This is a genomic window from Streptomyces yangpuensis (assembly GCF_024666385.1).
GTDB classification, from domain to species: Bacteria; Actinomycetota; Actinomycetes; order Streptomycetales; family Streptomycetaceae; genus Streptomyces; species Streptomyces yangpuensis.
This window is the reverse complement of record NZ_CP102514.1, coordinates 6,188,781-6,211,534: the sequence shown is the minus strand read 5'-3', so window position 1 is coordinate 6,211,534 and position 22,754 is coordinate 6,188,781. Positions and strand designations below refer to the sequence as shown.

Here is a 22,754-nt window from a genome sequence, read left to right as displayed (position 1 = left end):
GCGGGACGCACCAAATCAGCGGGTTTCGTCCCGCGCGGGCAAGCCATCGGAAGGAAGGATTCCGCCGATCGGGCCTTCCGGCGGTGAATCCTCCGGCGCCTCACGCGGGACCCGCGCCCCCGGCCCTGCGGGGGGCCGCGGGCGGTCACCCGCCCGGAGCCGCCAAGCCGTCCCCGGGCGGTTCGCCCGCCCCCGCGGCCCCGGCGCCGGCGCCGCAGCCGCCGGCCTCCGGACGGAGGAGCCCACGAGCGGCCCCGGTCTCCCCGGCGGGCGCAGTACGCGGCCGTTCCGAGGCCTCGCCGAACGCCGCGACCGGCGCCGCGGGCTCCGGCACGGACCCGGGCCAGGGCTCGGGCTCGGGCACAGGCGCGGGCGCGGCCACGGGCTCCGGCACGGACCCGGGCCCGGGCGCGGGCTCCGGCGCGGAACCGGGCTCGGGCAGGGGGTCGGGCTCGGACAGCGGGATCTGGGGACCGTCCGTTTCGGCCAGCCAGCGTCGTAGGACGCCGTGCACCGCTTCCGCGCCGGTCAGGTCCTCGCCCGGGTCCGACAGGTCCGTGGGCCAGAGGAGGAAGGGGCGGGCCTGCTCGCCGCCCAGGCCGCCGTGCGAGCCGATCTGCTCCTCGAAGGCGTGCACCGCGCCCGTGTCCGGGTCGTACGCCGAGTTGACCATGATGTCGGCCACGTGCGGGAAGGAGTCGGTCCGGCGGACGGCCGCGGCCGCGCCCGGGCCGAAGGCCGCGAGCAGCTCCTCCGCCGCACCCGGCACGTCCAGCCGGGCCTCGGCCCCGCCCGGGCCCAGCACCACCCCGTCCACCAGCAGGAAGCCCACACCCGGATGGTTCGCCAGGGTCGCCAGCAGCGCGGGGTGCGCACGCTCGATCCGGGCCCGGGAGGCCCGGCCGGGCATGTCCGGGAAGGAGATCAGCGCGAGGTTGCCGGAGGCCAGCACCACCGGGTCGGAACCCGGCCCCGGCAGCGCCTCCTCGTCCTCCTCCACCGGCCGGTGGAGGGCCGCGAGCACCGCCGCGCGGGCCTCGGCCCCGCTGCGGGTACCGCCCGCCCTGCGGGACACGGGCAGTCCGCAGCCCGCCCGCACCAGGTCCTTCAGGGTCAGCCCGTACCGGGCCAGGAAGGTCTCCCCCGGGCTCTGCCCGTGGTCGGAGAGCAGCACGATCCGGTACGGGCGGGGCGCGTGCTCGGCGACCCGGGCGATCAGCGCGAGGCTGCGGTCGAGGCGTTCCAGCACCTGGTCGGTGTCCCGGCCACGCGGCCCCGAGTGGTGCGCGACCTCGTCGTAGGCGACGAGGTCGGCGTAGACGACGGTGCGTCCCGCGAGCATGTCGCCGATCACGGCCGCCACGACCACGTCCCGTTCGACGACGGTCGCGAAGGCCCGGATCAGCGGATAGAGCCCGCCGCGCGAGACCCGGGGCCGGTCCCCGCGGATCCGTGCCCGCAGCGACTGGACGATCTCGCGGACCGTGTCGGCGACGAAGGACAGGGCCGTGCGGACGGCGTTGGCCGGGTCGGAGAAGTACGCGAAGTAGCCGGCGCGGGACCGATTGGCCCGGCCGCGCCGCGCCGAGACCGACAGCACGAGCGCCAGCTGGTCCGCGCCGCCGCTGAAGAGGTTGCCCCGGCTGGCGCCGTCGAGCGTGAGCAGCCCGCCGTCGCCGGTGCGCGCGACGGCCCGCCGCTGGAGTTCCGCGGCGCTGGTCGGCCGGTTGCAGACCATCACCTCGCCGGTGTCCTTCTCGTACCAGCGGAAGGCGGGCACGTCGAAGGCGGAGCCGTGCAGGATGCCGAGCTGGCTGGCGCCGGTCTGGCTCGACCAGTCCGTACGCCAGGAGGTGACGCGGTGGCCGCGCTCCAGCCAGCCGGCGACGGTGGGCATCAGCGCGCTGTTGCAGGCATCGCGCAGCACCTCGTAGCCGACCCCGTCGAGCTGGACGACCACCAGCCCGGGCGTGGCCGGCCCGGTCCGGGGCGCCGCCCCCCGGCCCTGCCCTCGCCGTCGGCGGCGGTCGGCCAGCCGGTAGAGCCTGCGCCGGTACGCCTCGTCGTCGCGCACCGTGAGGGCGGTGGAGGTCGCGGAGGCCACGGCGGACATCACTGCGGCCACCACGACCGCGGTCTCGGGGGCGGCCTCGCCCCGCCCGTCGGGGATCAGCCGGAGCGCGAGCAGCAGCAGCGAGCCGTTCAGGAAGAAGACGAGCAGCCCGAGCACGAGGGCGGGCACGAGCAGCAGGGCCCGGACGAGCACGGGCCAGACCACGGCGCTCAGCACGGCGAAGGCTCCGGCGCCCCAGGCCGCGGTCAGGCCGATCCGGGTGATGCTGTCGCCGTCGTCGGACTGCAGCCGGAAGTCCGGGAGGATCCCGGCCAGGGCGAGCATCGTGAGGGTGGACACCGCCCAGACGAGGATCACCCGCACCAGGGCGTTGCCCGTGCTCCGCCACCGTCGTCGCCGCACCGTGCCACCCCCTGGGTCGTCTCCCGCCTCCAGGCTCGCACAGCGCGGGCGGCCCGGCCGGGCGACGGCCTACGGGGCGGGGAGGCGTGGGCCGAGGGGTGCGGGGCGGTGCCGGGGGGGCGCGCCGCGGGGGCGTGGCGGCGCCGTCAGGTGCCGTCGTAGCCGGCGGTCGGCATGGACAGCCGGCGATGGACCTCGGCCTTCATCGCGGAGGTGTACCGGGGCTCTTCGCCCCCGGCGGTCTCCAGGCGTACACCGCGCCGCTCGCACTCGGCGGTGAACTCCTCGACGCAGTGCAGCGCCCGGGCCAGGACCCGGTGGTTGGCGGCGACGAACAGGTCGACCCGCCCGGTGGATATCTCGGACCAGAACCCGCAGTGGTCCGCGCGCATCCCGTAGACCAGCAGCTGCTTGGTCACGACATAGCCGCGGTCGGCGGCCCAGCGCGCGCACACGGCCTGCTGGCCGCGGGTGTCCACGGCGAAGGGGTCGGCGTCCAGGTCTTCGAGCGGGGCCAGGCTGGCGATCGCGGCCACGCGCAACTCTTCCATGCCGCCGGACCCTACTCCGATCCGCCGCCCGAGAGGAGGGGCTGCCCGGTTCTGGTTCCCGCGCGGTGGCGGGAGCCGTCGGCCCGGCATGATGGGGAGGACACCCCGAGGCTGGCGGGACGGCGAGGGAGGGAGTGCCTGGTGCCGGTGGACATCACCTGGTGGGGCCATGCGACGTGCACCGTCGAGGATTCCGGGGTGCGGCTGCTGACGGACCCGCTGTTCGCGCGGCGGCTCGCGCACCTGCGGCGCCGCCGCGGGGCGCTCCCGCCGCCCGAGGCGGCGGTGGCCGACGTGGTGCTGGTGTCCCACCTGCACGCGGACCACCTCCACCTGCCGTCGCTGGGGCGGCTCGCGCCCGGGACCCGGCTCGTGGTGCCGCGCGGGGCGCGGCGGGCGGTGCCGGGTCTGGCCCGGCTGGCCGGGCTGCGCGGGCTGGTGGTGACGGAGACCGCGCCGGGCGAGGAGGTCCGCGTGGCGGGCGGGGTACGGGTCCGGGCGGTCAGCGCCCGGCACGACGGGCGGCGGCTGCCGTTCGGACCGCACCTGGCGCCGGCGCTCGGCTACGTGGTCCTGGGCGCCGCGCGGACGTACTTCGCGGGGGACACCGGGCTGTTCGACACGATGGCCGAGGAGGTGGGGCCGGTGGACGTGGCACTGCTGCCGGTGGGCGGCTGGGGGCCGTACCTGGGACCCGGGCACCTGGACGCCGCGCGGGCGGCGCGGGCGCTGGCGCGGCTGGCGCCGGCGGCTGCGGTGCCGGTGCACTACGGGACGTACTGGCCGGTGGGGCTGGACGCGGTGCGGCCGCACGAGTTCCACGCGCCGGGCGAGGAGTTCGAGCGGCAGGCGCGGCAGTCCGCGCCGAAGGTGACCGTGCGGGTACCGGGGCACGGTGAGCGGGTGCGGCTGCCGTGACGCTGCGCGACCTCACCGCGGTGGCCGTGGCGGCGGCAGCGGCGGGGGCCGGCCAGGTGCCGCCGGAGACCACCCAGCGGGCGGTGGGCTACCCGGCGTTGTTCGTGCTGGTGGCCGTGGGTGCGCTGGTCCCGGTGATTCCCACGGGGGCGCTGGTGAGTTCGGCGGCGGTGGTGGCCTTCCATCACCAGTGGCCGCCGTACGGGGTGTTGCTCGTGGTCGCGGTGTCGGCGATGGCGGCCTTCACCGGGGACCTGGCGCTGTACTGGCTCGGCCGGCGCGGGGTGCGCTCGCGCAACGGCTCGCGCCGGCTGGAGGGGCTGCGCGCCCGGGCCACGCCCGAGCGGCTGGAGCAGGCGCAGACCCAGCTGGACGAGCACGGGGTCATGGTGCTCGTGCTCTCCCGGCTGGTCCCGGCGGGACGGATCCCGGTGATGCTGGCCTGCCTGCTGGCGGAGCTGCCGCTGCGCCGGTTCGCCCGCGGCGACGGTCCTGCGTGCCTGGCGTGGGCGGCCACGTACGGGCTGATCGGCATCCTGGGCGGCTCGCTCTTCTCGGAGCCGTGGAAGGGCGTGGCCGTGGCGGTCGCCCTGACCCTGCTGATCAGCGCGGCCCCGGCGGTCTTCCGCCGCCTGCGACGGTCCTGACGGTCCTAGGAGGTGCGCGCGGGGCCGTGGGGCGGGCGGGCGGCCGGGGGCGGGAAGGCGAGGCCGGTCGGTGTGTTGAGGCCGGTGGAGGGGAGCGTGACCTGTTCGCCGCCGGTCTCCCGGACCCGCACCACACGGTTGTTGAAGCCGTCGGCCACGTACAGGCGGCCGGCGCCGTCGAGCGCGAGGCCCAGCGGCGAACTCAGGCCGGTGGTGGGCACGGTGGTCTGCGGGCCCCCGCCGGCGGGCACCTTCACGACGCGGTTGTTGCCGCTGTCCGCGACGTAGAGGTCACCGGCGGCGTTCAGGGCCAGCCCGGTCGGCTGGGAGAGCCCGGCGGTCGCCACGGTGGTCTGGCCGCTGCCGTCCGCGGCCACCTTCACCACACGGTCGTTGACGAAGTCGGAGACGTACAGGCCCCCGTCGGGCGCGACCGCCAGCCCCCAGGGGTGCAGCAGGCCGGTGGTGGGGACGACGGCGGGGCCGCTCCCGTCCGCGGCCACCCGCACGATCCGGTCGTTGAAGCTGTCGGCGATGAAGAGGTTCCCCGCCGGGTCGACAGCCAGTCCCAGCGGTCGCGAGAGGTCCCCCGCGGGAACGACCGACTGTTCCCCGCCGTCCGGGGGCAGGACGACCACCCTGTTGTTGCCGGTGTCGGAGACGTAGAGCCGGCCCGCCGCGTCCCAGGCGAGGCCGGTCGGCCGCACCAGGCCGTCGAGGGGCACGGTGCTCTGGTCTCCGCCGTTCGCGGGAAGGGTGACCACGCGGTTGTTGCCGTAGTCGGAGACGTACAGGGGCGGACCGGCGGGCGAGCCGGCGGCGCCGGGCTGCGCGGCACCCGCCGCCGCCACCGGGAGCGCGCACAGGACCAGCAGTCCCACGGCGGCGGCCAGCCGACGGGACCACCGGCGGGCGGCGGCGCGGCCCGCGGGAGCCGGGGGATCGATCGTTCGCGTTTCGGCCGTCTTGCGTTCCACGACTCACCCACCTGATCTGGACGGTCGGCCCGGTGCCTACCCCCGCCGACCCTAGGAACCGCCGCCCGCGGGTGCGGGAGCCACGCCACCGGGGGCGTGTTCCGGCCACTCCAATGCCCGCCGCCGCGCGGGCTGGACCTCAAGTGCGGTCGAGTTCGTAGGGTCTTGAGCGGAACGGACCCGCACGACCGATGGGGAGTGGATCACCATGGAGTATTCGCACGACGACGCCGGACTCCTCCAGCAGCCCATCGGCTACTGGAGCTGGGCCGCCTACGACGCGGTCGTCACCCGCACCCGGGGCGCGCTCGCCGGAATCGGCACCACCCAGCCCCAGTGGTGGATCCTGGCCCAGGTGGCCCGGGCGGAGGAGCCGAGGAGCCGCGAGGAGGTGACGCGGACCCTGCGGGGCTACCTCGCCCTGGGCGAGGAGGCGCTGGCGGAGGAGATCGACACGACCGTCGTACGGGGCTGGATCACGCAGGACGACGCGGAGCGCCTCGGCCTCACCCCGGAGGGCCGGGAGTTCTTCGGCCGCGCGGAGGCGCTCCAGAAGGAACTGTGGGACGAGCGGCACGAGGGCATCTCGGACGAGGAGTACCTGACCACCCTCAAGGTGCTGCAGCGCTTCGTCCACAACACGGGCGGCCGGGCCTGGCACCACTAGGGGGTGTCCGGCCCTGATCCGCCGGACACCCCCTCATGGGTGTCCGCGCCGGGACCGGTGTCGCGGCCCGCGTCGGGATCCGCGGCCGCGGCCGTAGCCGTGCCCGGGGCGGGGTCGGGGGTGGGCAGGGTGCGCGAGGCTCCGACCGGCAGGTCCCAGAGGTCTTCGCGGGGCAGCGCCGCCCGCGACCAGGCGGCCAGGGTGCGGTGCAGGGGCTCCATGACCGGTTCGGCGGAGAGCACGAAGGCGGCCCAGTGCATGGGGGCCATCCGCCGGGCTCCGAGGTCGAGGCAGGCCTGGACGGCTTCCTCCGGGTCGGCGTGGACGTCGCCCAGCCACCAGCGCGGGGCGTAGGCGCCGACGGGCAGGAGCGCGAGGTCGATCCCGGGGTGGCGGCGGCCGATCTCACCGAACCACCGGCCGTAGCCCGTGTCCCCCGCGAAGTACACCTTCCTCGGGACCGGGCTCAGGATGTCGGTGAGGATCCAGCCGCCCCACAGGGACCGGCAGGTGTCGGTCAGGGACCGCTTCGACCAGTGGTGGGCGGGGACGAACTCGAAGCGTACGCCGCCCAGTTCGGCCGCCTCCCACCAGTCGAGGTCGGTGACCGTGGTGAAGCCTCGGCGGCGGAACCAGCCCGCGAGGCCCGCCGGGACGAAGAGGGCGGTGTCCCGGGGCAGCCGCCTGAGCGTGGGGGCGTCGAGGTGGTCGTAGTGGTTGTGGCTGATCACGACCGCGTCCACCGGCGGCAGGTCCTCCCAGCGCACCCCCACGGGCGTCAGCCGGGCCGGGGTGCCGAGGATCCGGCGGGACCAGACCGGGTCGGTGAGCACGGTCAGCCCGCCGGTCCGCAGGACCCAGCTGGCGTGCCCGGCCCAGGTGACGGACACCTCGCCGGCGGCGGTCACGGGCAGCGGCCCCGGCGCGTACGGCAGGTCGGGGATGCCCCGCAGCCCTTCGGGGCCGGGCCGGAAGGCGCCCTCGCGGGCGAGCCGGGCAAAGGCCCGGACGCCGGGGAGCGGGGTGGTCAGCCGGTCGGCGAACGAGCGGGGCCAGCGGCGGTGCGCGCCGAGCGGCCGCGGGGCGGACGGGTGCGGCGCCGCCCGGGTGACGGCCGGGCGGACGGCCCCCGCGGCGGGGGCGGCCGGGGCGGGGGCAGGGGCGGGGGCTGAGTCCGTCCGGTCCCTCATCGAGGAGTCTCCGTTCACCTGGGTCGCGGGGGGGCGGGACGGGCCGGTGCGGTCCGTCCGGGAGGAGCGGAAGCAGCGGAAGGAGCGGAAGGAGCCGGCCCGGGAGAAAGGAGCAGGCCGCGAGGTCAGGCCAGCCCGGCCAGGACCGATCCGAGGAGGTCCAGGGCGCTCCGCACGTGCGGCAGTTCGAGGGGATCACGGGCGGTGAGCGCGGCCAGCCGTTCCTCGGGGGTGGCGCCGAGCAGCGGCCCGGTGGACAACCGGACCCGCAGCGCGCCCAGCTCGTCGGCGAACCGCTGTCCGCCCGGGGTGGGCGCGCCGAGCCGGACGCCGAGCCAGTCCTCCAGTTCCATGGCGTCGCCGACCCCGTTTCGGGCGAGCCCGGACCGCAGCGGGCCGAGGTCGGCGTAGAGGTGCCGCCCGGCCTGCGGGGGCCGGGCCAGGGCGCCGGCCGCGCGGATCTCGCGGTGTGCGGCGGCTGCCACCAGGCCGTGCAGGCGGGCGGCCGCGCGGGCGCGCGCGGCGACGGCGTCGGGTTCGTCGAGGGCGTGCGCCGCCGCCCCGGCGACGGGCCCGGCGACCATGGCGCCGGTGGCGGTGAGGACGTCGAGCGTGTGGGCGCGCAGCCGGGCCCCGTCCGGGGTGTCGGGGAACCGGACCACGGCGGCGGGCCAGCCGGCGGGCAGCAGCGCGCCGGAGAGGTCGACGAGGACCGCCGCCCGTTCGGGCAGCATCTCGGCGGGGCTCAGGACAAGGTCGTCGTGGGGCCGGTGGACGGTGTCGCGCCAGCTCTCGTCGCTGACGACGAACAGCCCGGTGCTGTGGGCGGCCTCGCACGCCTCGCGCAGCAGCTCCGGCGGGGGCACGGTCGCGGTCGGGTCGTCGGCCACCGACAGCAGCAGCACCCGCGGGTCGCCGCCCTCGGCGCGTACCCGCCGTACGGTCTCCAGCAGGGCGTAGGGGTCCGGTACGCCGCCGCACTCGGCCGGGGTGGGCACGTGGTAGGCGCGCCGCCCGAGCAGCCTGACCTGCGGGGTCCACCAGGCGGGGCAGGGCCGGGGCAGCATCACGTCGCCCCCGTGGGCCCCGAGGAGGGCCAGGAGCAGCGCCGGGGCGCCGGGGCCGGCCGCCACGTGCTCGGGGGAGGTGGCCAGCCCGCGCCGGCCCCAGTATCGGCAGGCGGCTTCGCGCAGGGAGGCACCGCCGCCGGGGGGTTGGGGGGAGGAGCGTCCGGCGGCCGCGCCGAGGACGGAGATCAGCTCGGAGAGCACGGGGAGGCCCGGCTGCGGCGCGGGCGGGCCGTAGCGGACGGGGCCGCGGCCCTCCGCCGTCGTGCGCTGCATCCCCGCCACCGCTGCCCGCCTTCCGCGTCCGTCGCGCCGCACTCCGCCGACCCTGACCTTTATACGATTGTTTGGACGCACATGCCCGTTATCGGGCGCCGGCTGCCGGCTGCCGGTCATCCGGTCTCCCCGTCCCAGCCCTTGCGCCCGACCATCGCGAGCAGCCGGGTCTGCGCGTCCGCGCCCGCCGGAACCTCGACCGGCCCGGCGTACATGCCGCTCGCAGCCAGTGCGTCGGCGTAGGGCATGACCTCCTTGATCGAGAACTCGACGAGGGTGTCGGGCAGCCGGTCGTCGGCCCCGATGCCGCGGCAGAGGTCCCAGGTGTGCACGACGCAGTCGGCGGTCAGCTCCGAGCAGTACGCGGAGCCGCGCGCGGGCCCGTAGGAGAGCTGTACGGTCCGCTCCAGCGCGCCGGACGCGGCGAAGGCGGCGTGCGCGGCGACCGAGGCCCTGTCCCACGCCGCGACCGGGTCGTCGCCGAGCACGTCCCCGGAGAAGGCGTCGCCGAGCTCCTCGACGGTGCGGCCCTCGGTGACCAGGGGCGGGATCCAGAGCTGCTCTGCGGTGACGTGGTTGACCAGGTCCCGCACGGTCCACTCCGTGCACGGGGTGGGCGCGCCCCACTGGTCGTCCCTGATGTCGCGCACCCGCTCACCGAAGAGCCGCAGCGCCTCGGCATGCCGTTCGAGCAGCGCGTCGGACATGACTCCCACCGTCCTCCACCAGGGGTGACTTCCGGGCGACCTCCCCTCGGAGCCACTCTCCTCGCACCCGGCCGACCGTGCCACCGACCCGGCCGGCCTGCCTGGCGGACACGGGATGTGTCCACATTCCAAAACGCATATCTCAAATGCCGAACTGATCCTTTACGGTGGTGGCAACGCTTCAACGACAAGGGGCAGGTACCGCCATGGTCGCCACGAACGACACGAACGCCGCCAGGGAGACCGCCGTCTACACGCACGGTCACCACGAGTCGGTGCTGCGCTCGCACCGCTGGCGCACGGCCGAGAACTCCGCCGGGTACCTGATCGGCGAACTGCGCCCCGGGATGGCGGTGCTGGACGTCGGCTGCGGCCCGGGCACCATCACGGCGGACCTGGCGGAGCTGGTCGCACCGGGCGGCCGGGTCACCGCCGTCGACGCGGCCGAGGGCGTCCTGGCGCAGGCCCGGGCCCACGTGGCGGAACGCGGCCTGGGCGACGCCGTGTCCTTCGCCGTCGCGGACGTGCACGCGCTGGACTTCCCGGACGACTCCTTCGACGTGGTCCACGCCCACCAGGTACTGCAGCACGTCGGAGATCCGGTACGGGCGCTGCGCGAGATGCGGCGGGTGTGCCGGCCGGGCGGGGTCGTCGCCGCGCGCGACGCGGACTACGCGGCGATGACGTGGTATCCGGCGACGCCGGGCCTGGACGGGTGGCTGGACCTGTACCGGCGGGTGGCCCGAGCCAACGGCGGCGAGCCGGACGCGGGCCGCCACCTGCGGGCCTGGGCCCGGCAGGCCGGCTTCACCGACGTGACCTCCTCGGCCACGGCCTGGTGCTTCGCCACCCCGGAGGAGACGGCGTGGTGGTCCGCCCTGTGGGCCGACCGGACCAAGGCCTCCGCCTACGCCGACGTCGCCGTCCGCGGCGGCCACGCCACGCCCGAAGACCTGACGGCCGCCGCCGAGGCCTGGCACACCTGGAACGCCTCCCCGGACGCCTGGTTCACGGTCCTGAACGCCGAGATCCTCTGCCGCGCCTGACCCGCGAGCACCTCCCCGCCGGCGCCTGCCCAGGGATCAGGAGGTGGCCGGCCGCATGCGGAAGTCGTAGGAGGGCGGCAGGGGGCAGTCGGTGAGGGCGGCCCACAGGTCGGACAGGGTTTCCTCGCCCTCCCGCAGGTCGGGGAGTTCGAAGCCGTCCTCGAAGACCCGGCGGGCCGCCCGCACATGGCCCTCCGCCGCGAGCAGCCGGGCCGCCAGCAACCGGAAGCGGCCCTGCTCGCGCAGGGCCGGCCGGAGCCGGTCCCAGACGGCGCGGGCCTGCGGCAGCCGGCCCGCCGCCAGGAGCGCGGCCATCGCCTCCCGGCCCAGCGCCGACTCCGCCGCCGTCCACGGACCGCCTCCACGGCTCTCCGCGGCCAGGTCCTCGAAGGCCGCCGCGAAGCCGTCGGCTGCCCGCGCCGCGTCGCCCGCCAGCGCGTCCGCCACCGCCAGACAGCGCAGCAGCGGCCACTGCGAGGGGGCGAGCGCCAGCCCGCGCTCCCAGCTCCGCACCGCCTGGGCGGTGTCCCCCGCGTGCCACTGGGCCACTCCCAGGTGGTACTCCGTCAGCGGGTCCGCGGGGGCCGTCTCCAGCATGTCCCGCCAGTGCGCGGCGACCAGGCTCGGGCCCGGCGGCACCGCCCGGCGCGGGGCGGGCAGGACACCGGTGCGCCACAGTTCCAGCCACGGCTCCTGCTCCTCGCCCAGCGTGGATTCCTCGAAGGGCGTACCCGGCAGCCGGTGCCCCGCGCACAGCACCTCCAGCGCTCCCCAGCCCGAACCGGCCGCCAGCCGCTCCCCCGGTTCGGTGTCGGCGCAGCCGCGCCACGCCTCGTATGCCGCGTCCACCCGTTCCCGGGGCAGTACGGCGTCCAGCGCGTCCTGCGCAGCGCCGCGGGCCGCCGCCCAGTCCGCGCCGTGCACCGCCGACGGCTCGGCCGCCAGCGGCCCGTACGCCTCCAGCCAGCTGAACTCCGCCCCGCCCTCCAGCCGGACGTGCTCCAGCTGGGTCCGGGCCAGCCCGGCCTGGATCTCGGCGTAGCCGCCCGTACCCGGCTCGGTCAGCCATTCCTGCCAGCGCCGCCCGCCGCCGCCCGCGCCCCACACGAACAGCTTGCGCCCCCGCAGCCGTGCCGTGGAGGTCTGCACGAGGCCCTCCCCGGCGGCGTCCAGGGAGGCGATCCAGGGCCGCTCCCCGTCCCGGACCTCGTAGAAGAAGTCGGCCGGGTACTCGCTGCGCAGCGGGTACGTACGGTCCGCGGCCTCCCACTCCGGGACAGGGATGCGGCGCAGCGAGCGCTCGTAGCCGAAGTGCCAGGCCTCGTCGGCGGGGGCCAGAACACGGCTGCCCGCGTCCTCGGGGACGGCGATGTTGGACCACCAGTACACGGGCGCGGGCCGCTCGTGCGGGTTGCGCACGCGGACGCCGACGTACAGGAACGCCGAGTCCTCCGGCAGCCACAGGTCCACCTGGAACGGCAGGTCCCGCAGCCGCTCCCACTCCCACAGCCGGACCATCGCGCCGCCGTCCGGGGCCGTGACCAGCGCGGCGTGCAGCGGGGCGCAGGAGAGGGTGGTGTGGCCGGTCGCGCCGGTGTTCCACTCGATGCCGCCGGAGAACCAGGCGCCGTTCAACGCGAAGTTGGCCGGCTGGAACACCGGGTTGCGGTAGAGCAGTTCGCGCCCCGTCGGCAGGTGGACCAGCGAGTGGATCCGCCCGCCCAGCCCCGGCAGCACGGTGACCCGCAGGTGCTCGTTCTCCATGACGACGGCCTCGAACTCCCGCTCCGTGCGCTCCCGTCCGTACCCGTCACGGATACGGACGGGCAGCAGCGAGCGCAGCGGCTCGTACCCGATCTGCCGGGCCATGTCGCGCGGCAGACCGTCGCGGGAACGCTCGTCCAGGACGTGCACGCTGTCGGGGGCGCGCAGGGCGGGCAGCGGGTTGTCGGAGCCCAACGGGGCTGCGGGGAGGGTCAGTAGAGCGCGTCGGACGGTGGTGGCCATGAGGAAAGGGAACACGCCACGGCGGCCGGTGCACAGGGGTTCCGCGGATCACCACCGGTCAGGATGACGCAAAGGCACCCGCCACCAGGTCCGCGAGCAGCGCGCCCGCACGGCCGTCCGGGTCGAGGTCCGGGTCGTAGATGGTGACGTTCAGCCCGACGCACCGCGGTGACCCCACCAGGACGCGCAGCAGTTCGGCGACCTCCTGCGGCAGCAGGCCCCCGGGGTCGGGGCTGTCCACGGCCGGCATCACCTCGGGGTCGAGCACGTCGGCGTCCAGGTGGACCCAGAACCCGTCGGTGACGGGCGGGTGCAGGCCGTCCAGCGCCGACCGGGCGACGGCGGCGGCGCCCCGGCGGCGGATCTCGCCGACGGTGGCCGCGAAGATCCCGGCTTCTGCCAGCTCCGGGAGGTCCGCGTCCCCGTCGCGCATCCCGAACAGCCGGACGTCCTCGTCCCGCAGGTACGGGGCGAGCCCCTCCAGGTCGCTGAGCGAGGGCTGCCCGCGGCCGGTGGCCAGAGCCAGTTCCTCGCCGCCCGCGGCTCCGACGGGACCGTTGACGGCGGTGTTGCCGGGGTGGCGGAAGTCGGCGGAGCCGTCGACGGCGGCCAGGCCGTAGCGGCCGGTCCGGCGCATGGCGAGGGAGGCGCCGAGCTGGATGGAGCAGTCCCCGCCGAGGACGACGGGGAACTCCCCCGCCCGCAGGTGGCGTTCGATCCTGTCGGCGAGGGTGACGGTGTAGGCGGCGAGCGCGTCGGCGTTGAAGACGCCGTCGCCCTCCACCCAGTCGCCGCGATCGTAGCGGGGCGGGACCACGACGCCTCCCTCGCGCGCCCCGAGCCTGCTCAGCAGGCCCTGCTCGCGCAGGGCGCCCGCCAGCTTGTAGACACCGGGGACGGCCCCGGGCGCGGGCGGCCGCAGACCGAGGTTGGACGGGGCATCGAGCAGTACCAGGGTGCGCATCCCCTCATCCTGCGCGATCCGGCGCCGCGACGGTGGCGATTACCCGGCAGGAACCCACAGCCCCGCCTGCCCGGTCCGGCCCCGGCGGACGCGCCGCCGGGGCCGGACCGGGCCCGTACCGGGCCCGTACGGTCAGCGGGTCCGTCCCGCGCAGCCGCGGACCGTGGGCGGGATCACTGCCAGACGTAGAGGTCGTAGAGCCCGCCGGCGTTGCGCACGCACTTGGCGCGGCCCGCGTAGGAGTCCCGCAGGGAGACGCACTCCCTCTTCGAGTACTCGCCGAGGAACACCCACCCGGCGGCATCCGCGGGTGACCGGTGGGCGGGCGCGACGGCGGCCTGGGTCGGGGCCGGGGCGGCGGAGGCCCCCGCAGCGCCCGTCACGAGGACGGCCGCACCGGCGGCGAGTGTGGCGAGGACCCGTATCACTGTGATGCGCATGCTCTCTCCCTTGTCCGTTGTCCGTTGTCCGTTGTCCGTGCCGTGTCCGCGGGAACGTTGCCTCGTCCCCGGTAACCGAGCGGGAAGTACCGCTCGCCGGACAGGATCCGCCCGGCGCGACACGGAAATCGACTCGATTCGGGCTGCCCCGAAACGAGCACGGCGGGGAGCATTCGGCACAGGCGGGTGAGGAGGCCGGTGTGCTGCGTCTGCACTTCACCGTGGAGGACCTGGCGCGGGTACGGGTCGAGGTACTGGGTCCGCTCGCGGAGACGTCCCTCGGGCTGTGGAACCTCCAGCGGCGCGACGCGAAGGCGCTGTTCGGCGGCTGGCGGGCCCGGACCGGCCCGCTCGTCACGGGCGACGGGCCGCACACAGCGCGGTTCCTCGGTTCTCCCGCCGGGGGGCTGGTGGACCTGTTCACCCTGGTCGGCGCCGCGGGCTGTCTGGGCGAGGGGCTGGAGCGGCTGGCGGGCGCCCCGGCGGACCGCCTGTGCGAGGAGTTCGCCGTGTGCGCGGGAACCGGCAGGGTGCGGTCCCCGTGGCTGGCCGGGCTGGCGGTGGCCGACCGGCGGTCCGTGGGGCGCCTCGCCCGCGCGCTGCGGGACTGCCACGAGGTGGCGGTCGCCCCGTACTGGGGGAACATCCGCCGGCACCTGGACGGGGAGGTGGCCCGTCAGGGGCGCCTCATGGTGGGCGGCGGGGTGGCGGCCCTGCTGGACGGCATGCGCCCGATGGCCGTGTGGAAGCCTCCCGTGCTGGAGGTCCCGGACTACCGGCCGGTCGTCCACCCCGGCGCCGACTACCACCTGGCGGGCCGCCCGCTGGTGCTTGCGCCGTCGGTGTTCTGCGGGCCGGTCCCCCAGCTGTTCGCCGGCCCCCGGGCCGATTCCGTGGTCATGGTGTATCGCGCCCTGCGCGATCCGGTCGACGCCGCCGCCCTGTGGGCAACACCCGCGGACGCACGGCGGGCCGGCGCACCGGTGCCGCCGGCCCTGGCCGCGCTCCTGGGGCGTACCAGGGCGGTCGTGCTGTGCGTGATGGCCGACCATCCCGCGTGCACGACGACGCAGCTCTCCCAGCGGGCGGGGATCTCACCGGCGAGCGCCAGCGAGCACGCCGCCACGCTGCGCGGTGCCGGACTGACCAGTCTGACCAGGGAGGGGAGGAACGCCCTTCACTCACTGACCCGTCTCGGCGCGATCCTTCTCGACGGCACCGGCACCGGCACCGGCACCGGCACCGGGGGCAACGGCCGCTTCCCCGGCGGCGACGGTCACGGCGGTGGCCATGTCAGCGGGCGCGCGGCATCTCGGCGGTGACGGCCCAGCGTTCGTGGTCGCGCCAGGCTCCGTCGACGTGGAGGAAGTCGGGCGAGAGGCCCTCCAGCCGGAAGCCGGCGCCGCGGACCAGCGCGATCGAGGCGGTGTTGCCGGGCTGGACGTTGGCCTCCAGGCGGTGCAGGCCGAGGCCCTCCCCGGTGGGGGCGAAGGCGTGGTCGAGGACCATGCCGAGGGCCTCGCGCAGGAGGCCCCGGCCCGCGGCGTGCGCGAAGGCCCCGTATCCGAGGGCCCCGCACCGGAAGGCGCCCCGCACGATGTTGTTGACGTTGACGAAACCGGCCAGGGCTCCGGTCCCGAGCTCGCACACGAGGAACCCTGCGCGGGCGTCGCCCTCGGTCAGCCGGGCCGCGTAGGGCTCGTACTCCTCGATGGTGCCGGGCGGGAACAGCCAGGGGCGGTGGAGGTCCCGGCTCTCGCGCACGCGCGCGGTGAACTCGGGCCCGTCGGCGATGCGGTAGGGGCGCAGGCCGACGCGCTCGCCCTCCCGGACGTAGCTGGAAAAGGTCATCGCCCCAGGCTATGCGTGTGACACGATCACGTCGTGATCACGGACGAGACGAGTGCGACGCTGCGCCGCCGGGCGGCGCTGAACAACGCCGGGTGGTGCGACGCCGTCTGCCGCGCGCACGGCCTGTCGCCGCGGTACGAGGGCGGGGACCTCTGGCTGAGCCCGGTACGGACACCGCCCCTGTACCCCGATGCCGTGACCCTGGACCCGGGCGTCGGGGCGGCGAGCGTGCTCCCGCCCATCGACACCGGCTCCCGCGGCTGCTCGGTGAAGGACAGCTTCGCCGCCCTGGACCTGTCCGGGGACGGTTTCGAGGTGCTCTTCGAGGCCCAGTGGATCCACCGTCCGGCCGGGGCGCCGGTCCCGACGGCGGACCCGTCCGCACCCCGGTGGTCGGAGGTCCGCGACGCCGCCGAGCTGGCGGCCTGGGAGGCCGCGTGGGACGGCGAGGAGGCCACCGGGCTGTTCCGGCCCTCCCTGCTCGGCGGTGACACCGTCTTCCTCGCCGGCCGCGTCGGCGACCGGATCGTCGCCGGGGCCGTCGCGCATTCCTGCGCCGGCGCGGTCGGCGTCTCCAACCTGTTCGCCCGCGACGGGATCGGCACCGACACGGCCTGGGCGGGAGCTCTGACCGCGATCGCCGCCCGCCGTCCGGGCCTGCCCGTGGTCGGCTACGAGCACGGCGAGGACCTGGACAGCGCCCTGCGCAGCGGATTCACCGCGATCGGCCCGCTGCGCGTCTGGCTGCACACCGCCTGAGGCGCGGCGCCCTGAGGCACCCCCTTCACCGCTGATCGTCCGTCAAGCTCCGTTGTCAGTGGCTCCCCATAGTGTGAACACATCACTCGGGGAGCTTCGGAAAAGGAGCACAGTCATGTCCGCACACAGGATTCAGCACAAGGTGAACCACGTCGCGCTGGTGGTGGACTGTTCGGGTTCCATGCGTCCGCACCAGAGCCAACTCATTCGCGTCGTGGACGAGTTCGTGGCGGGTTTGAAGGCCGAATCGGACAGCCTCGGCCACGAGACGCGGATCAGTCTCTATTCCTTCGACCACCGGGTGGAGAATCTGGTCTGGGACATGGACGTGAAGCACCTGCCGTCCATGCGGGGCCTCTACAGCGTGAAGAACGGCGCCACCGCTCTCATCGAGGCCTCCCTGAAATCCCTGGACGACCTCGGTCACATCTGGGAGGAATACGGCGAGCACAGTTTTCTCCAGATCGTGGTGACGGACGGCGAGGAGAACGCCTCCGGCGGGGACCGGCGGCACGACGGCGACATGAGCATCCTCGGCCCCTGGCTCGACCGGATCACGGCCAGGATGGGCGGGCTGCCGGACCACTGGACCTCCGCGATCCTCGTACCGAACTCCCTGGCGAAGCGGACCGCCCAGAACTACGGCTTCCCCGCGGGGAACATCGCCATCTGGGACGCCGACTCCCAGGAAGGCGTCAAGGAGGCGATCGGCACCGTGCGCGCCGCCGCCACCAGTTTCCTGCGCGGCCGCGAGAAGGGCGTGCGCGGCACGAAGAACCTGTTCGCGGTCGGCCAGGACCTTTCCGTCGACGACGTACGGGCGAACCTCGAACCGATCGCCGCCGACAAATTCCGGCTGCTGCAGGTCGATACGGACATGAACATCCGTTCCTTCGTCGACGCCCATCCCGAGGTGACCTACGAACGCGGCTCCTGCTACTACCAGTTGGGAACCCGGGTCCAGGTCCAGGCCGACAAGGAGGTCATCGTGGTCGAGAAGGAGACCGGCCGCGCCTACACGGGCGACGCGGCACGCAGCCTGCTCTTCGGTACCGGAATCCAGGGAACCGTCTCGGTGAAGGCGGGCCACAATCCCGCACTGGAGGTCTACGTGCAGAGCCGTTCGGCGAGCAGGAAGCTGAAGGCACGGACGCGCCTGCTCGTCCTGGTCTGAGATTCACGAAGAGGTTTCCAGGGGGAGCCTCGGGACATCGGTGCGTGCGCATCCGAAGACCTGCGCGTACAGCGACAGTTCGGCCTCCAGGGCCCGCACCATCGTGTCGGCGCGGCGGAAGCCGTGCCCCTCGCCCTCGAAGGCCAGGTAGGCGTGCGGTACCGGCCGGCCCCGCATCGCGGCCAGCAGCCGTTCCGCCTGGGCCGGCGGGCAGACCGGGTCCTCCAGCCCCTGGAGCAGGACGAAGGGCGCCTTGATCCGGTCGGCCCGGGCCACCGGGGAGCGTTCGCGGCACAGGACGGCGAGGGTCTGCGGCGGCCCCGCCAGGCCGTCGATGTAGCGGGACTCCAGATCGTGGGTCTCCTCGGCGAAGCCCCGCAGGTCCAGCACCGGATAGATGATCGCCGCGCACGCGTACAGGTCGGTCGCGGCCAGCGACGCCGCCGCCGTCCAGCCGCCCGCGCTGCCGCCGCGGATGGCGAGCCGGGCGGGGTCGGCGGTCCCTTCGGCGGCCAGCGCCCGGGCCACCGCCGCGCAGTCCTCCACATCCACCACACCCCACTGTTCGCGCAGCCGCTCCCGGTAGGCGCGGCCGTAGCCGGTGGAGCCGCCGTAGTTCACCTCGACCACGCCGATCCCGCGCGAGGTGAAGTAGGCGATGTGCAGGTCGAGTACGGGCGGCACGTGGTCGGTGGGCCCGCCGTGCGCCCACACCACGTACGGGGGCAGTTCGTCGGCGGGGGCCCGGCATGCCGGATGGTGCGGCGGGTAGACATGGGCGTGGATCTGCCGGTCGTCCGGGCCGAGGAAGGTACGGCTCTGCGGCTCCGGGTAGTAGGCCGGGTCCACCGGGTCCGGGCCCTGCGCGCCCACGACCCTGGCATGTCCGCCGGCGGTGTCCAGCTCGACCACCTCGTAGGCGCTGCGCGGGCTGGCGGCGACCCCGTAGACCCGGCTGCCGTGCACGGCGAGCGTCGGCTGCCAGGCCGTCCACGGGCCGGCCGCGTCCACCAGGTCGCCGCTCTCCGGGTCCAGGACGCCGAGCACCGAGGAGCCCTGGCCGTGCAGCACGGCGACGAGCCCGTCGGGCAGCGGGGCGATCCAGCGCAGTCCGGGCTTCCACAGCGCTCCCCCGAACTCCTCCTCCCGCAGGCACAGGTTGACGGCCCACCCCGTGTCCGGGTCCACCCGGTACGGGTTCCACCAGCCGCCGCGGTCGCTGACCGCGAGGAGGGTTCCGTCGGCCGTCCACTCCACCTGGGCGACCGACTCGTCGGGGCCGCCGAAGACCGTCCGCGCCCCGGACAGCTCTCCTGCCGCGGTGACCTCGGCCAGCTGCAGCTCGGTACCGTCCCAGGGCATCAGCGGGTGGTCCCACACCAGCCAGGCCGCACGGCGGCCGTCCGGGGAGAGCCGCGGTCCGGTGGTGAAGCGGTGCCGGCCGTCCGTCAGCTCCCGTACAGCCGCACGGTCCCCGGCGGCCGACCCGTCCAGCGGTACGGCGGCCAGGACCCGGCGCACGTCGGTCGGCGCGGGCCCGGTGAACTCCTCCAGCACGCACCACACTTCGTCCCCGCGCAGCACCGGGTCGGCCCACCGCAGCCCGCCGCCGGTGCCGGACACCGGGGTGAGGGGCCGCGGGTCCGGGGCGCCGGGCGCGTCCGGCTCGTACGCGTACAGCCGCTGGTCGGCGAAGTGGACGAAGACCAGCAGGGGTCCGCCCGCCGCCCGCTCGGCCCCCGCCCAGGGCAGGCCGCCGTACTCGGTGACCCGGCTGCGCACGTTCCACGGCGCGGGCAGCTCGCTGACCTCGCTCCTGGTACCGGACCCGGCGGGGCGGCGGCGCACGAGCGTACGACGGCCCGCCTCCCGCGGCCGGGGCTCGGTCCACCACACCTCGGGGCCCACCGTGCCGATGTACTCGGGCCGGCCGTCGCGGGAGGCCGCGAGCCCGGCGTCGATGGGCGAGGGCCAGCTCCCGTACGGCAGGGTCTGCGCGGCGGACATCACCGGGCCCCGCTCACAGGGTCCGCAGCGCGCGGTCGAGGACGCGGACGCCGAAGTGGAGGGCTTCGACGGGGACCCGCTCGTCCACGCCGTGGAAGAGAGACCAGTAGTCGAAGCCGGGCGGCAGTTTCAGCGGGGAGAAGCCGTAGCCGGTGATGCCGAGCCGGGAGAACTGCTTGGCGTCGGTGCCGCCCGCCATGCAGAAGGGCACCACGCGCCCGTCCGGGTCGAACCGCTCGACACACTCACGCAGGACGGCGAACGTCCGCCCGTCCACGGGTGCTTCGAGGGCGACCTCCCGGTGGTGGAACTCCCAGGTGACGTCGGGGCCGGTGAGCTCGTCGAGGGTGGCGATGAACTCGGCCTCGCCGCCGGGCAGCATGCGGCCGTCGACATAGGCGGTGGCCTCGCCGGGGATCACGTTCAGCTTGTAGCCGGCGCTGAGCATCGTCGGGTTGGCGCTGTTGCGGACGGTGGCCTCGACGAGGGCGGCGGCCGGGCCGAGCTTGCCGAGGACCGCGTCGAGGTCGAAGCCGCGGCGGCGCGGGTCGACGGACAGGCCCTGGAAGGCCGCGAGTTCGGTGATGCAGGCGGCGACGGTGGCGGTGAGCCGGACCGGCCACTCGTACGCGCCGATCCGGGCGACCGCGGCGGCCAGCCGGCTGACGGCGTTGGCCCGGTTCGGCTTGGAGCCGTGACCGGCGGTGCCGCGGGCGGTCAACTTGAGCCAGGCGGTGCCGCGTTCACCGGCGGCGATGGGGTAGAGGGACCGGCCGGGTCCGGTGTGGACGGTGAAGGCGCCGGATTCGCTCAGGCCTTCCGTGCACCCCTCGAAGAGTCCGGGATGCTCGTCGGCGAGGAAACCGGAGCCGTCGACGGCGCTGTCCTCCTCGTCGGCGGTGTAGGCGATCACCACGTCCCGGCGCGGGCGGACCCCGGCGCGCGCCCAGGCCCGTACGACGGCCAGCACCATCGCGTCCATGTTCTTCATGTCGACGGCGCCGCGCCCCCAGACGACACCGTCGCGGACCTCGCCGGAGAAGGGGTCCACACTCCAGTCCGCGGCCTCGGCGGGGACCACGTCGAGGTGGCCGTGGACGAGGAGGGCGGGGGCGGAGGGGTCGGTGCCCTCGAACCGGGCGACCACATTGGTGCGGCCCGGGGTGCGCTCCAGCAGGAGCGGTTCCAGGCCGGCGGCGGCGAGGCGTTCGGCGACGTACTCGGCGGCGGGGCGCTCCCGGCAGTCACCGCCGCCCCGGTTGGTGGTGTCGATCCTGATGAGGTCCGAGGTGAACGTGACGGCCTCGTCGAGGGCCACCGCGTCCACCACCTCCATGGCCTCGGCCGGAGCCCCGGTGTCGGTTGCGCGCATGTCAGCCATACTGCTCCTCCACGGCCGCCGAGACGACCGTCGTGACCGCCTTGAAGCTGCGGATCCCCTCGTACATCGTGGCGCTGGTGTAGGCGACCCTGCGCTCGCCGCTGCGCCGGACCCCCGGGACCACCGTGGCGGACATGGCCAGGTGTTCGGCGTCGAATTCCAGCTCCACCGTGTACGGGCCGCCGGGCGCGGGCTCGTAGCGGACGGCGAGCGCGGTGGCCTCCTTGGCCGCGGCGCGGATGTCGGCGGCGGTGCGGGCCGGGGTCCGGCAGACGGCGGCATAGCGCGAGACGTGGTCCTTGACGGCGACGGTCACCGCCTGTGGGGCGTAGCCGGCGGCGTCCACGCAGGTCAGGTCGTCGCCGGTGACCAGGATGACCGGGACGCCGTACTCGGCGACGACGTGGGCGTTGAGCAGTCCCTCGCTCGCGCGGGTCCCGTTGAGCCAGACCCCGGTGATGGAGTTGGCCAGGTAGGTGTGGGCGAGCACGCCTTCGGAACCGGCGCCCGTGTGGTAACCAACGAAGGCGACTCCGTCGACGTCGCCGCGCTGCACGCCCTCGACCATGGAGAGCGCCTTGTGGCGGCCGGTGAGCATCTCGGCCCGGGCGTCGAGCCGCTCCAGCAGCAGGTTGCGCATCGTCCAGTGGGCCTCGTTGATGACGACCCGGTCGGCGCCGCCGTCGTAGAAGCCGAGTACGGCCGCGTTGACGTCGGAGGTGAACAGGGAGCGGCAGCGCTCCCACTGGGGCGTGCCGGGCAGCACGTCTGCGGGCCAGGTGACGCCGGTGGCGCCTTCCATGTCGGCGGAGATGAGGATCTTCATCGGGCCCCCGGGCGGTCGGTTGCGCGGTCGCGCGCGACGCGGGCGGCACGCACTGCGCCCAGCCTAAGGGCTGTCCCCTCGTCCGGGGCGGATCAGCGCGCGGGCGCGCGGCCCGGCCGACCGGGCCGGCCGACCGGAACGCAGGGGCGGAAAGTCCACCCGATCCGGTGAGCGGCCCGGACCCCGCCCGAGCCCCGCCCGGGCCCCGCGCCCGGACACCGCCCGGGCCCCCTCGGGCCCGGGCAACGGCCTTGCTCAGGCCTTGCCTTCGACCTCCGCGGCGAGGTTGGCCAGCAGGGTGTCGTAGATCCGGGCGAGGCCCTTGGGCGCGAAGGTGCGCTCGAAGAAGCCGCCGATGCCGCCGGCGCCGTTCCAGACGGTGGTGACCACAGCCTTGGAGCGGCCCTCGCCGGCCGGGGTGACGACCCAGGTGGTGACCATGGAGGAGTTGCGGTCCTTCTCCACGAGCTGCCCGTCGGTGGGCTCGGTGACCTCGAGCAGGCAGTCGCGCACGCGCTTGCTGGTGGCCTGGAGCTTCCAGTGCACCAGGGTGCCCTCGCCGTCGCCGCCCTCGCGCACCTCGTACTCGCTGAAGTGCTCGGGCAGCAGCTTGCCCCGGCTTCCGCTGTAGTCGGCCAGCGTGTCGAAGACCGTCTCCGCGTCGGCCCCGATGATGCGCTCCGTGGTGGCCTCGACCTGCGCCATGCCTGTTCCTCCAGCAGTTGTGTCCGTGTGTCCGCTCGTCACGGCGAAGCCAACCACCTCCGGGGCGGTGGCCCAAATCCGGGCCGGCCGCCCGCCGCCGCGCGGCCCGGACCCGCAC

General features: G+C 75.1%; 21 protein-coding genes. 7 read left to right on the top strand and 14 right to left on the bottom strand.

Annotated features, from left to right (window positions below; translation table 11 throughout):
• Window positions 1–145: 145 nt before the first annotated feature.
• A complete protein-coding gene (locus NRK68_RS28215) occupies window positions 146–2,476 on the bottom strand; it encodes a phage holin family protein (protein WP_257857118.1) in 2,331 nt (776 codons plus the stop codon).
• A 146-nt stretch (window positions 2,477–2,622) separates the two neighbouring features.
• Window positions 2,623–3,027 (bottom strand): hypothetical protein, encoded by a 405-nt coding sequence (locus tag NRK68_RS28210; RefSeq protein ID WP_183063860.1) that lies wholly within the window; start codon window positions 3,025–3,027, stop codon window positions 2,623–2,625.
• A 141-nt stretch (window positions 3,028–3,168) separates the two neighbouring features.
• Between NRK68_RS28210 and NRK68_RS28205 the strand changes: the two genes are divergently transcribed.
• Together NRK68_RS28205 and NRK68_RS28200 are read left to right on the top strand one after the other, a co-directional pair.
• Window positions 3,169–3,945, top strand: a complete 777-nt coding sequence (locus tag NRK68_RS28205; RefSeq protein WP_183063859.1) for an MBL fold metallo-hydrolase — start codon at window positions 3,169–3,171, stop codon at window positions 3,943–3,945.
• Window positions 3,942–4,592 carry a DedA family protein gene (locus NRK68_RS28200; RefSeq protein WP_373023867.1) on the top strand — a complete coding sequence of 217 codons (651 nt, stop codon included), beginning with the start codon at window positions 3,942–3,944 and terminating at the stop codon, window positions 4,590–4,592. Before NRK68_RS28205 ends, NRK68_RS28200 begins: the two co-directional genes overlap by 4 nt.
• Before the next feature lie 5 nt (window positions 4,593–4,597).
• Here the strand turns inward: NRK68_RS28200 and NRK68_RS28195 are convergent, their stop codons facing one another.
• Window positions 4,598–5,569, bottom strand: a complete 972-nt coding sequence (locus tag NRK68_RS28195) for a virginiamycin B lyase family protein (protein ID WP_257857117.1) — start codon at window positions 5,567–5,569, stop codon at window positions 4,598–4,600.
• A gap of 208 nt (window positions 5,570–5,777) precedes the next feature.
• Here NRK68_RS28195 and NRK68_RS28190 point away from each other — a divergent pair, with 208 nt between their 5' ends.
• Window positions 5,778–6,236 carry a winged helix DNA-binding protein gene (locus NRK68_RS28190; protein ID WP_183063857.1) on the top strand — a complete coding sequence of 153 codons (459 nt, stop codon included), beginning with the start codon at window positions 5,778–5,780 and terminating at the stop codon, window positions 6,234–6,236.
• Here NRK68_RS28190 and NRK68_RS28185 read toward each other — a convergent pair.
• The 3 genes from NRK68_RS28185 to NRK68_RS28175 form a co-directional block, all read right to left on the bottom strand.
• On the bottom strand, window positions 6,233–7,426 hold the full coding sequence (locus NRK68_RS28185; RefSeq protein ID WP_183063856.1) for an MBL fold metallo-hydrolase: 1,194 nt from the start codon (window positions 7,424–7,426) through the stop codon (window positions 6,233–6,235). The genes NRK68_RS28190 and NRK68_RS28185 overlap by 4 nt on opposite strands.
• Before the next feature lie 125 nt (window positions 7,427–7,551).
• Window positions 7,552–8,769: an aminotransferase class I/II-fold pyridoxal phosphate-dependent enzyme gene (locus tag NRK68_RS28180; RefSeq protein ID WP_183063855.1), complete on the bottom strand. Its 1,218-nt coding sequence runs from the start codon at window positions 8,767–8,769 to the stop codon at window positions 7,552–7,554.
• A gap of 116 nt (window positions 8,770–8,885) precedes the next feature.
• A complete protein-coding gene (locus NRK68_RS28175; RefSeq protein ID WP_257857116.1) occupies window positions 8,886–9,476 on the bottom strand; it encodes a TIGR03086 family metal-binding protein in 591 nt (196 codons plus the stop codon).
• Between the two features lie 206 nt (window positions 9,477–9,682).
• Between NRK68_RS28175 and NRK68_RS28170 the strand changes: the two genes are divergently transcribed.
• Window positions 9,683–10,522, top strand: coding sequence for a methyltransferase domain-containing protein (locus NRK68_RS28170; RefSeq protein ID WP_183063853.1), 840 nt, complete (start codon window positions 9,683–9,685; stop codon window positions 10,520–10,522).
• Window positions 10,523–10,558: 36 nt separating this feature from the next.
• On the opposite strand, the gene NRK68_RS28165 is transcribed toward NRK68_RS28170, so the two are convergent.
• From NRK68_RS28165 to NRK68_RS28155, 3 genes are all read right to left on the bottom strand, one after another.
• The gene (locus NRK68_RS28165) at window positions 10,559–12,529 is read right to left on the bottom strand and encodes a DUF5107 domain-containing protein (protein ID WP_257857115.1); all 1,971 of its coding nucleotides are present in this window, start codon (window positions 12,527–12,529) and stop codon (window positions 10,559–10,561) included.
• 58 nt (window positions 12,530–12,587) lie between these two features.
• Window positions 12,588–13,493, bottom strand: a complete 906-nt coding sequence (locus tag NRK68_RS28160; protein WP_183063851.1) for an arginase family protein — start codon at window positions 13,491–13,493, stop codon at window positions 12,588–12,590.
• Between the two features lie 173 nt (window positions 13,494–13,666).
• A complete protein-coding gene (locus NRK68_RS28155; protein ID WP_183063850.1) occupies window positions 13,667–13,933 on the bottom strand; it encodes a hypothetical protein in 267 nt (88 codons plus the stop codon).
• A gap of 200 nt (window positions 13,934–14,133) precedes the next feature.
• Here NRK68_RS28155 and NRK68_RS28150 point away from each other — a divergent pair, with 200 nt between their 5' ends.
• Window positions 14,134–15,255: an ArsR/SmtB family transcription factor gene (locus tag NRK68_RS28150; protein ID WP_257857114.1), complete on the top strand. Its 1,122-nt coding sequence runs from the start codon at window positions 14,134–14,136 to the stop codon at window positions 15,253–15,255.
• Here the strand turns inward: NRK68_RS28150 and NRK68_RS28145 are convergent.
• On the bottom strand, window positions 15,227–15,784 hold the full coding sequence (locus NRK68_RS28145) for a GNAT family N-acetyltransferase (RefSeq protein ID WP_183063849.1): 558 nt from the start codon (window positions 15,782–15,784) through the stop codon (window positions 15,227–15,229). The genes NRK68_RS28150 and NRK68_RS28145 overlap by 29 nt on opposite strands.
• Before the next feature lie 33 nt (window positions 15,785–15,817).
• Here NRK68_RS28145 and NRK68_RS28140 point away from each other — a divergent pair, with 33 nt between their 5' ends.
• A complete protein-coding gene (locus NRK68_RS28140; RefSeq protein ID WP_257857113.1) occupies window positions 15,818–16,543 on the top strand; it encodes a hypothetical protein in 726 nt (241 codons plus the stop codon).
• Between the two features lie 115 nt (window positions 16,544–16,658).
• A complete protein-coding gene (locus tag NRK68_RS28135; protein ID WP_183063848.1) occupies window positions 16,659–17,717 on the top strand; it encodes a vWA domain-containing protein in 1,059 nt (352 codons plus the stop codon).
• 3 nt (window positions 17,718–17,720) lie between these two features.
• Here the strand turns inward: NRK68_RS28135 and NRK68_RS28130 are convergent, their stop codons facing one another.
• From NRK68_RS28130 to NRK68_RS28115, 4 genes are all read right to left on the bottom strand, one after another.
• Window positions 17,721–19,724 carry a S9 family peptidase gene (locus NRK68_RS28130; RefSeq protein ID WP_257857112.1) on the bottom strand — a complete coding sequence of 668 codons (2,004 nt, stop codon included), beginning with the start codon at window positions 19,722–19,724 and terminating at the stop codon, window positions 17,721–17,723.
• A 13-nt stretch (window positions 19,725–19,737) separates the two neighbouring features.
• Window positions 19,738–21,105 (bottom strand): M20/M25/M40 family metallo-hydrolase, encoded by a 1,368-nt coding sequence (locus tag NRK68_RS28125; protein WP_373023859.1) that lies wholly within the window; start codon window positions 21,103–21,105, stop codon window positions 19,738–19,740.
• Window positions 21,098–21,931 (bottom strand): M55 family metallopeptidase, encoded by an 834-nt coding sequence (locus NRK68_RS28120; RefSeq protein WP_183063845.1) that lies wholly within the window; start codon window positions 21,929–21,931, stop codon window positions 21,098–21,100. Before NRK68_RS28120 ends, NRK68_RS28125 begins: the two co-directional genes overlap by 8 nt.
• A 255-nt stretch (window positions 21,932–22,186) precedes the next feature.
• A complete protein-coding gene (locus tag NRK68_RS28115) occupies window positions 22,187–22,636 on the bottom strand; it encodes an SRPBCC family protein (protein WP_183063844.1) in 450 nt (149 codons plus the stop codon).
• Between the last annotated feature and the right edge of the window lie 118 nt (window positions 22,637–22,754).

Coding starts and splice junctions, on each gene's coding strand:
- NRK68_RS28180 (WP_183063855.1), bottom strand. CDS start 8,769: ATGCAGCGCACGACGGCGGAGGGCCGCGGCCCCGTCCGCTACGGCCCG.
- NRK68_RS28115 (WP_183063844.1), bottom strand. CDS start 22,636: ATGGCGCAGGTCGAGGCCACCACGGAGCGCATCATCGGGGCCGACGCG.
- NRK68_RS28190 (WP_183063857.1), top strand. CDS start 5,778: ATGGAGTATTCGCACGACGACGCCGGACTCCTCCAGCAGCCCATCGGC.
- NRK68_RS28125 (WP_373023859.1), bottom strand. CDS start 21,105: ATGGCTGACATGCGCGCAACCGACACCGGGGCTCCGGCCGAGGCCATG.
- NRK68_RS28135 (WP_183063848.1), top strand. CDS start 16,659: ATGTCCGCACACAGGATTCAGCACAAGGTGAACCACGTCGCGCTGGTG.
- NRK68_RS28165 (WP_257857115.1), bottom strand. CDS start 12,529: ATGGCCACCACCGTCCGACGCGCTCTACTGACCCTCCCCGCAGCCCCG.
- NRK68_RS28120 (WP_183063845.1), bottom strand. CDS start 21,931: ATGAAGATCCTCATCTCCGCCGACATGGAAGGCGCCACCGGCGTCACC.
- NRK68_RS28160 (WP_183063851.1), bottom strand. CDS start 13,493: ATGCGCACCCTGGTACTGCTCGATGCCCCGTCCAACCTCGGTCTGCGG.
- NRK68_RS28185 (WP_183063856.1), bottom strand. CDS start 7,426: ATGAGGGACCGGACGGACTCAGCCCCCGCCCCTGCCCCCGCCCCGGCC.
- NRK68_RS28175 (WP_257857116.1), bottom strand. CDS start 9,476: ATGTCCGACGCGCTGCTCGAACGGCATGCCGAGGCGCTGCGGCTCTTC.
- NRK68_RS28130 (WP_257857112.1), bottom strand. CDS start 19,724: ATGTCCGCCGCGCAGACCCTGCCGTACGGGAGCTGGCCCTCGCCCATC.
- NRK68_RS28170 (WP_183063853.1), top strand. CDS start 9,683: ATGGTCGCCACGAACGACACGAACGCCGCCAGGGAGACCGCCGTCTAC.
- NRK68_RS28155 (WP_183063850.1), bottom strand. CDS start 13,933: ATGCGCATCACAGTGATACGGGTCCTCGCCACACTCGCCGCCGGTGCG.
- NRK68_RS28210 (WP_183063860.1), bottom strand. CDS start 3,027: ATGGAAGAGTTGCGCGTGGCCGCGATCGCCAGCCTGGCCCCGCTCGAA.
- NRK68_RS28145 (WP_183063849.1), bottom strand. CDS start 15,784: ATGACCTTTTCCAGCTACGTCCGGGAGGGCGAGCGCGTCGGCCTGCGC.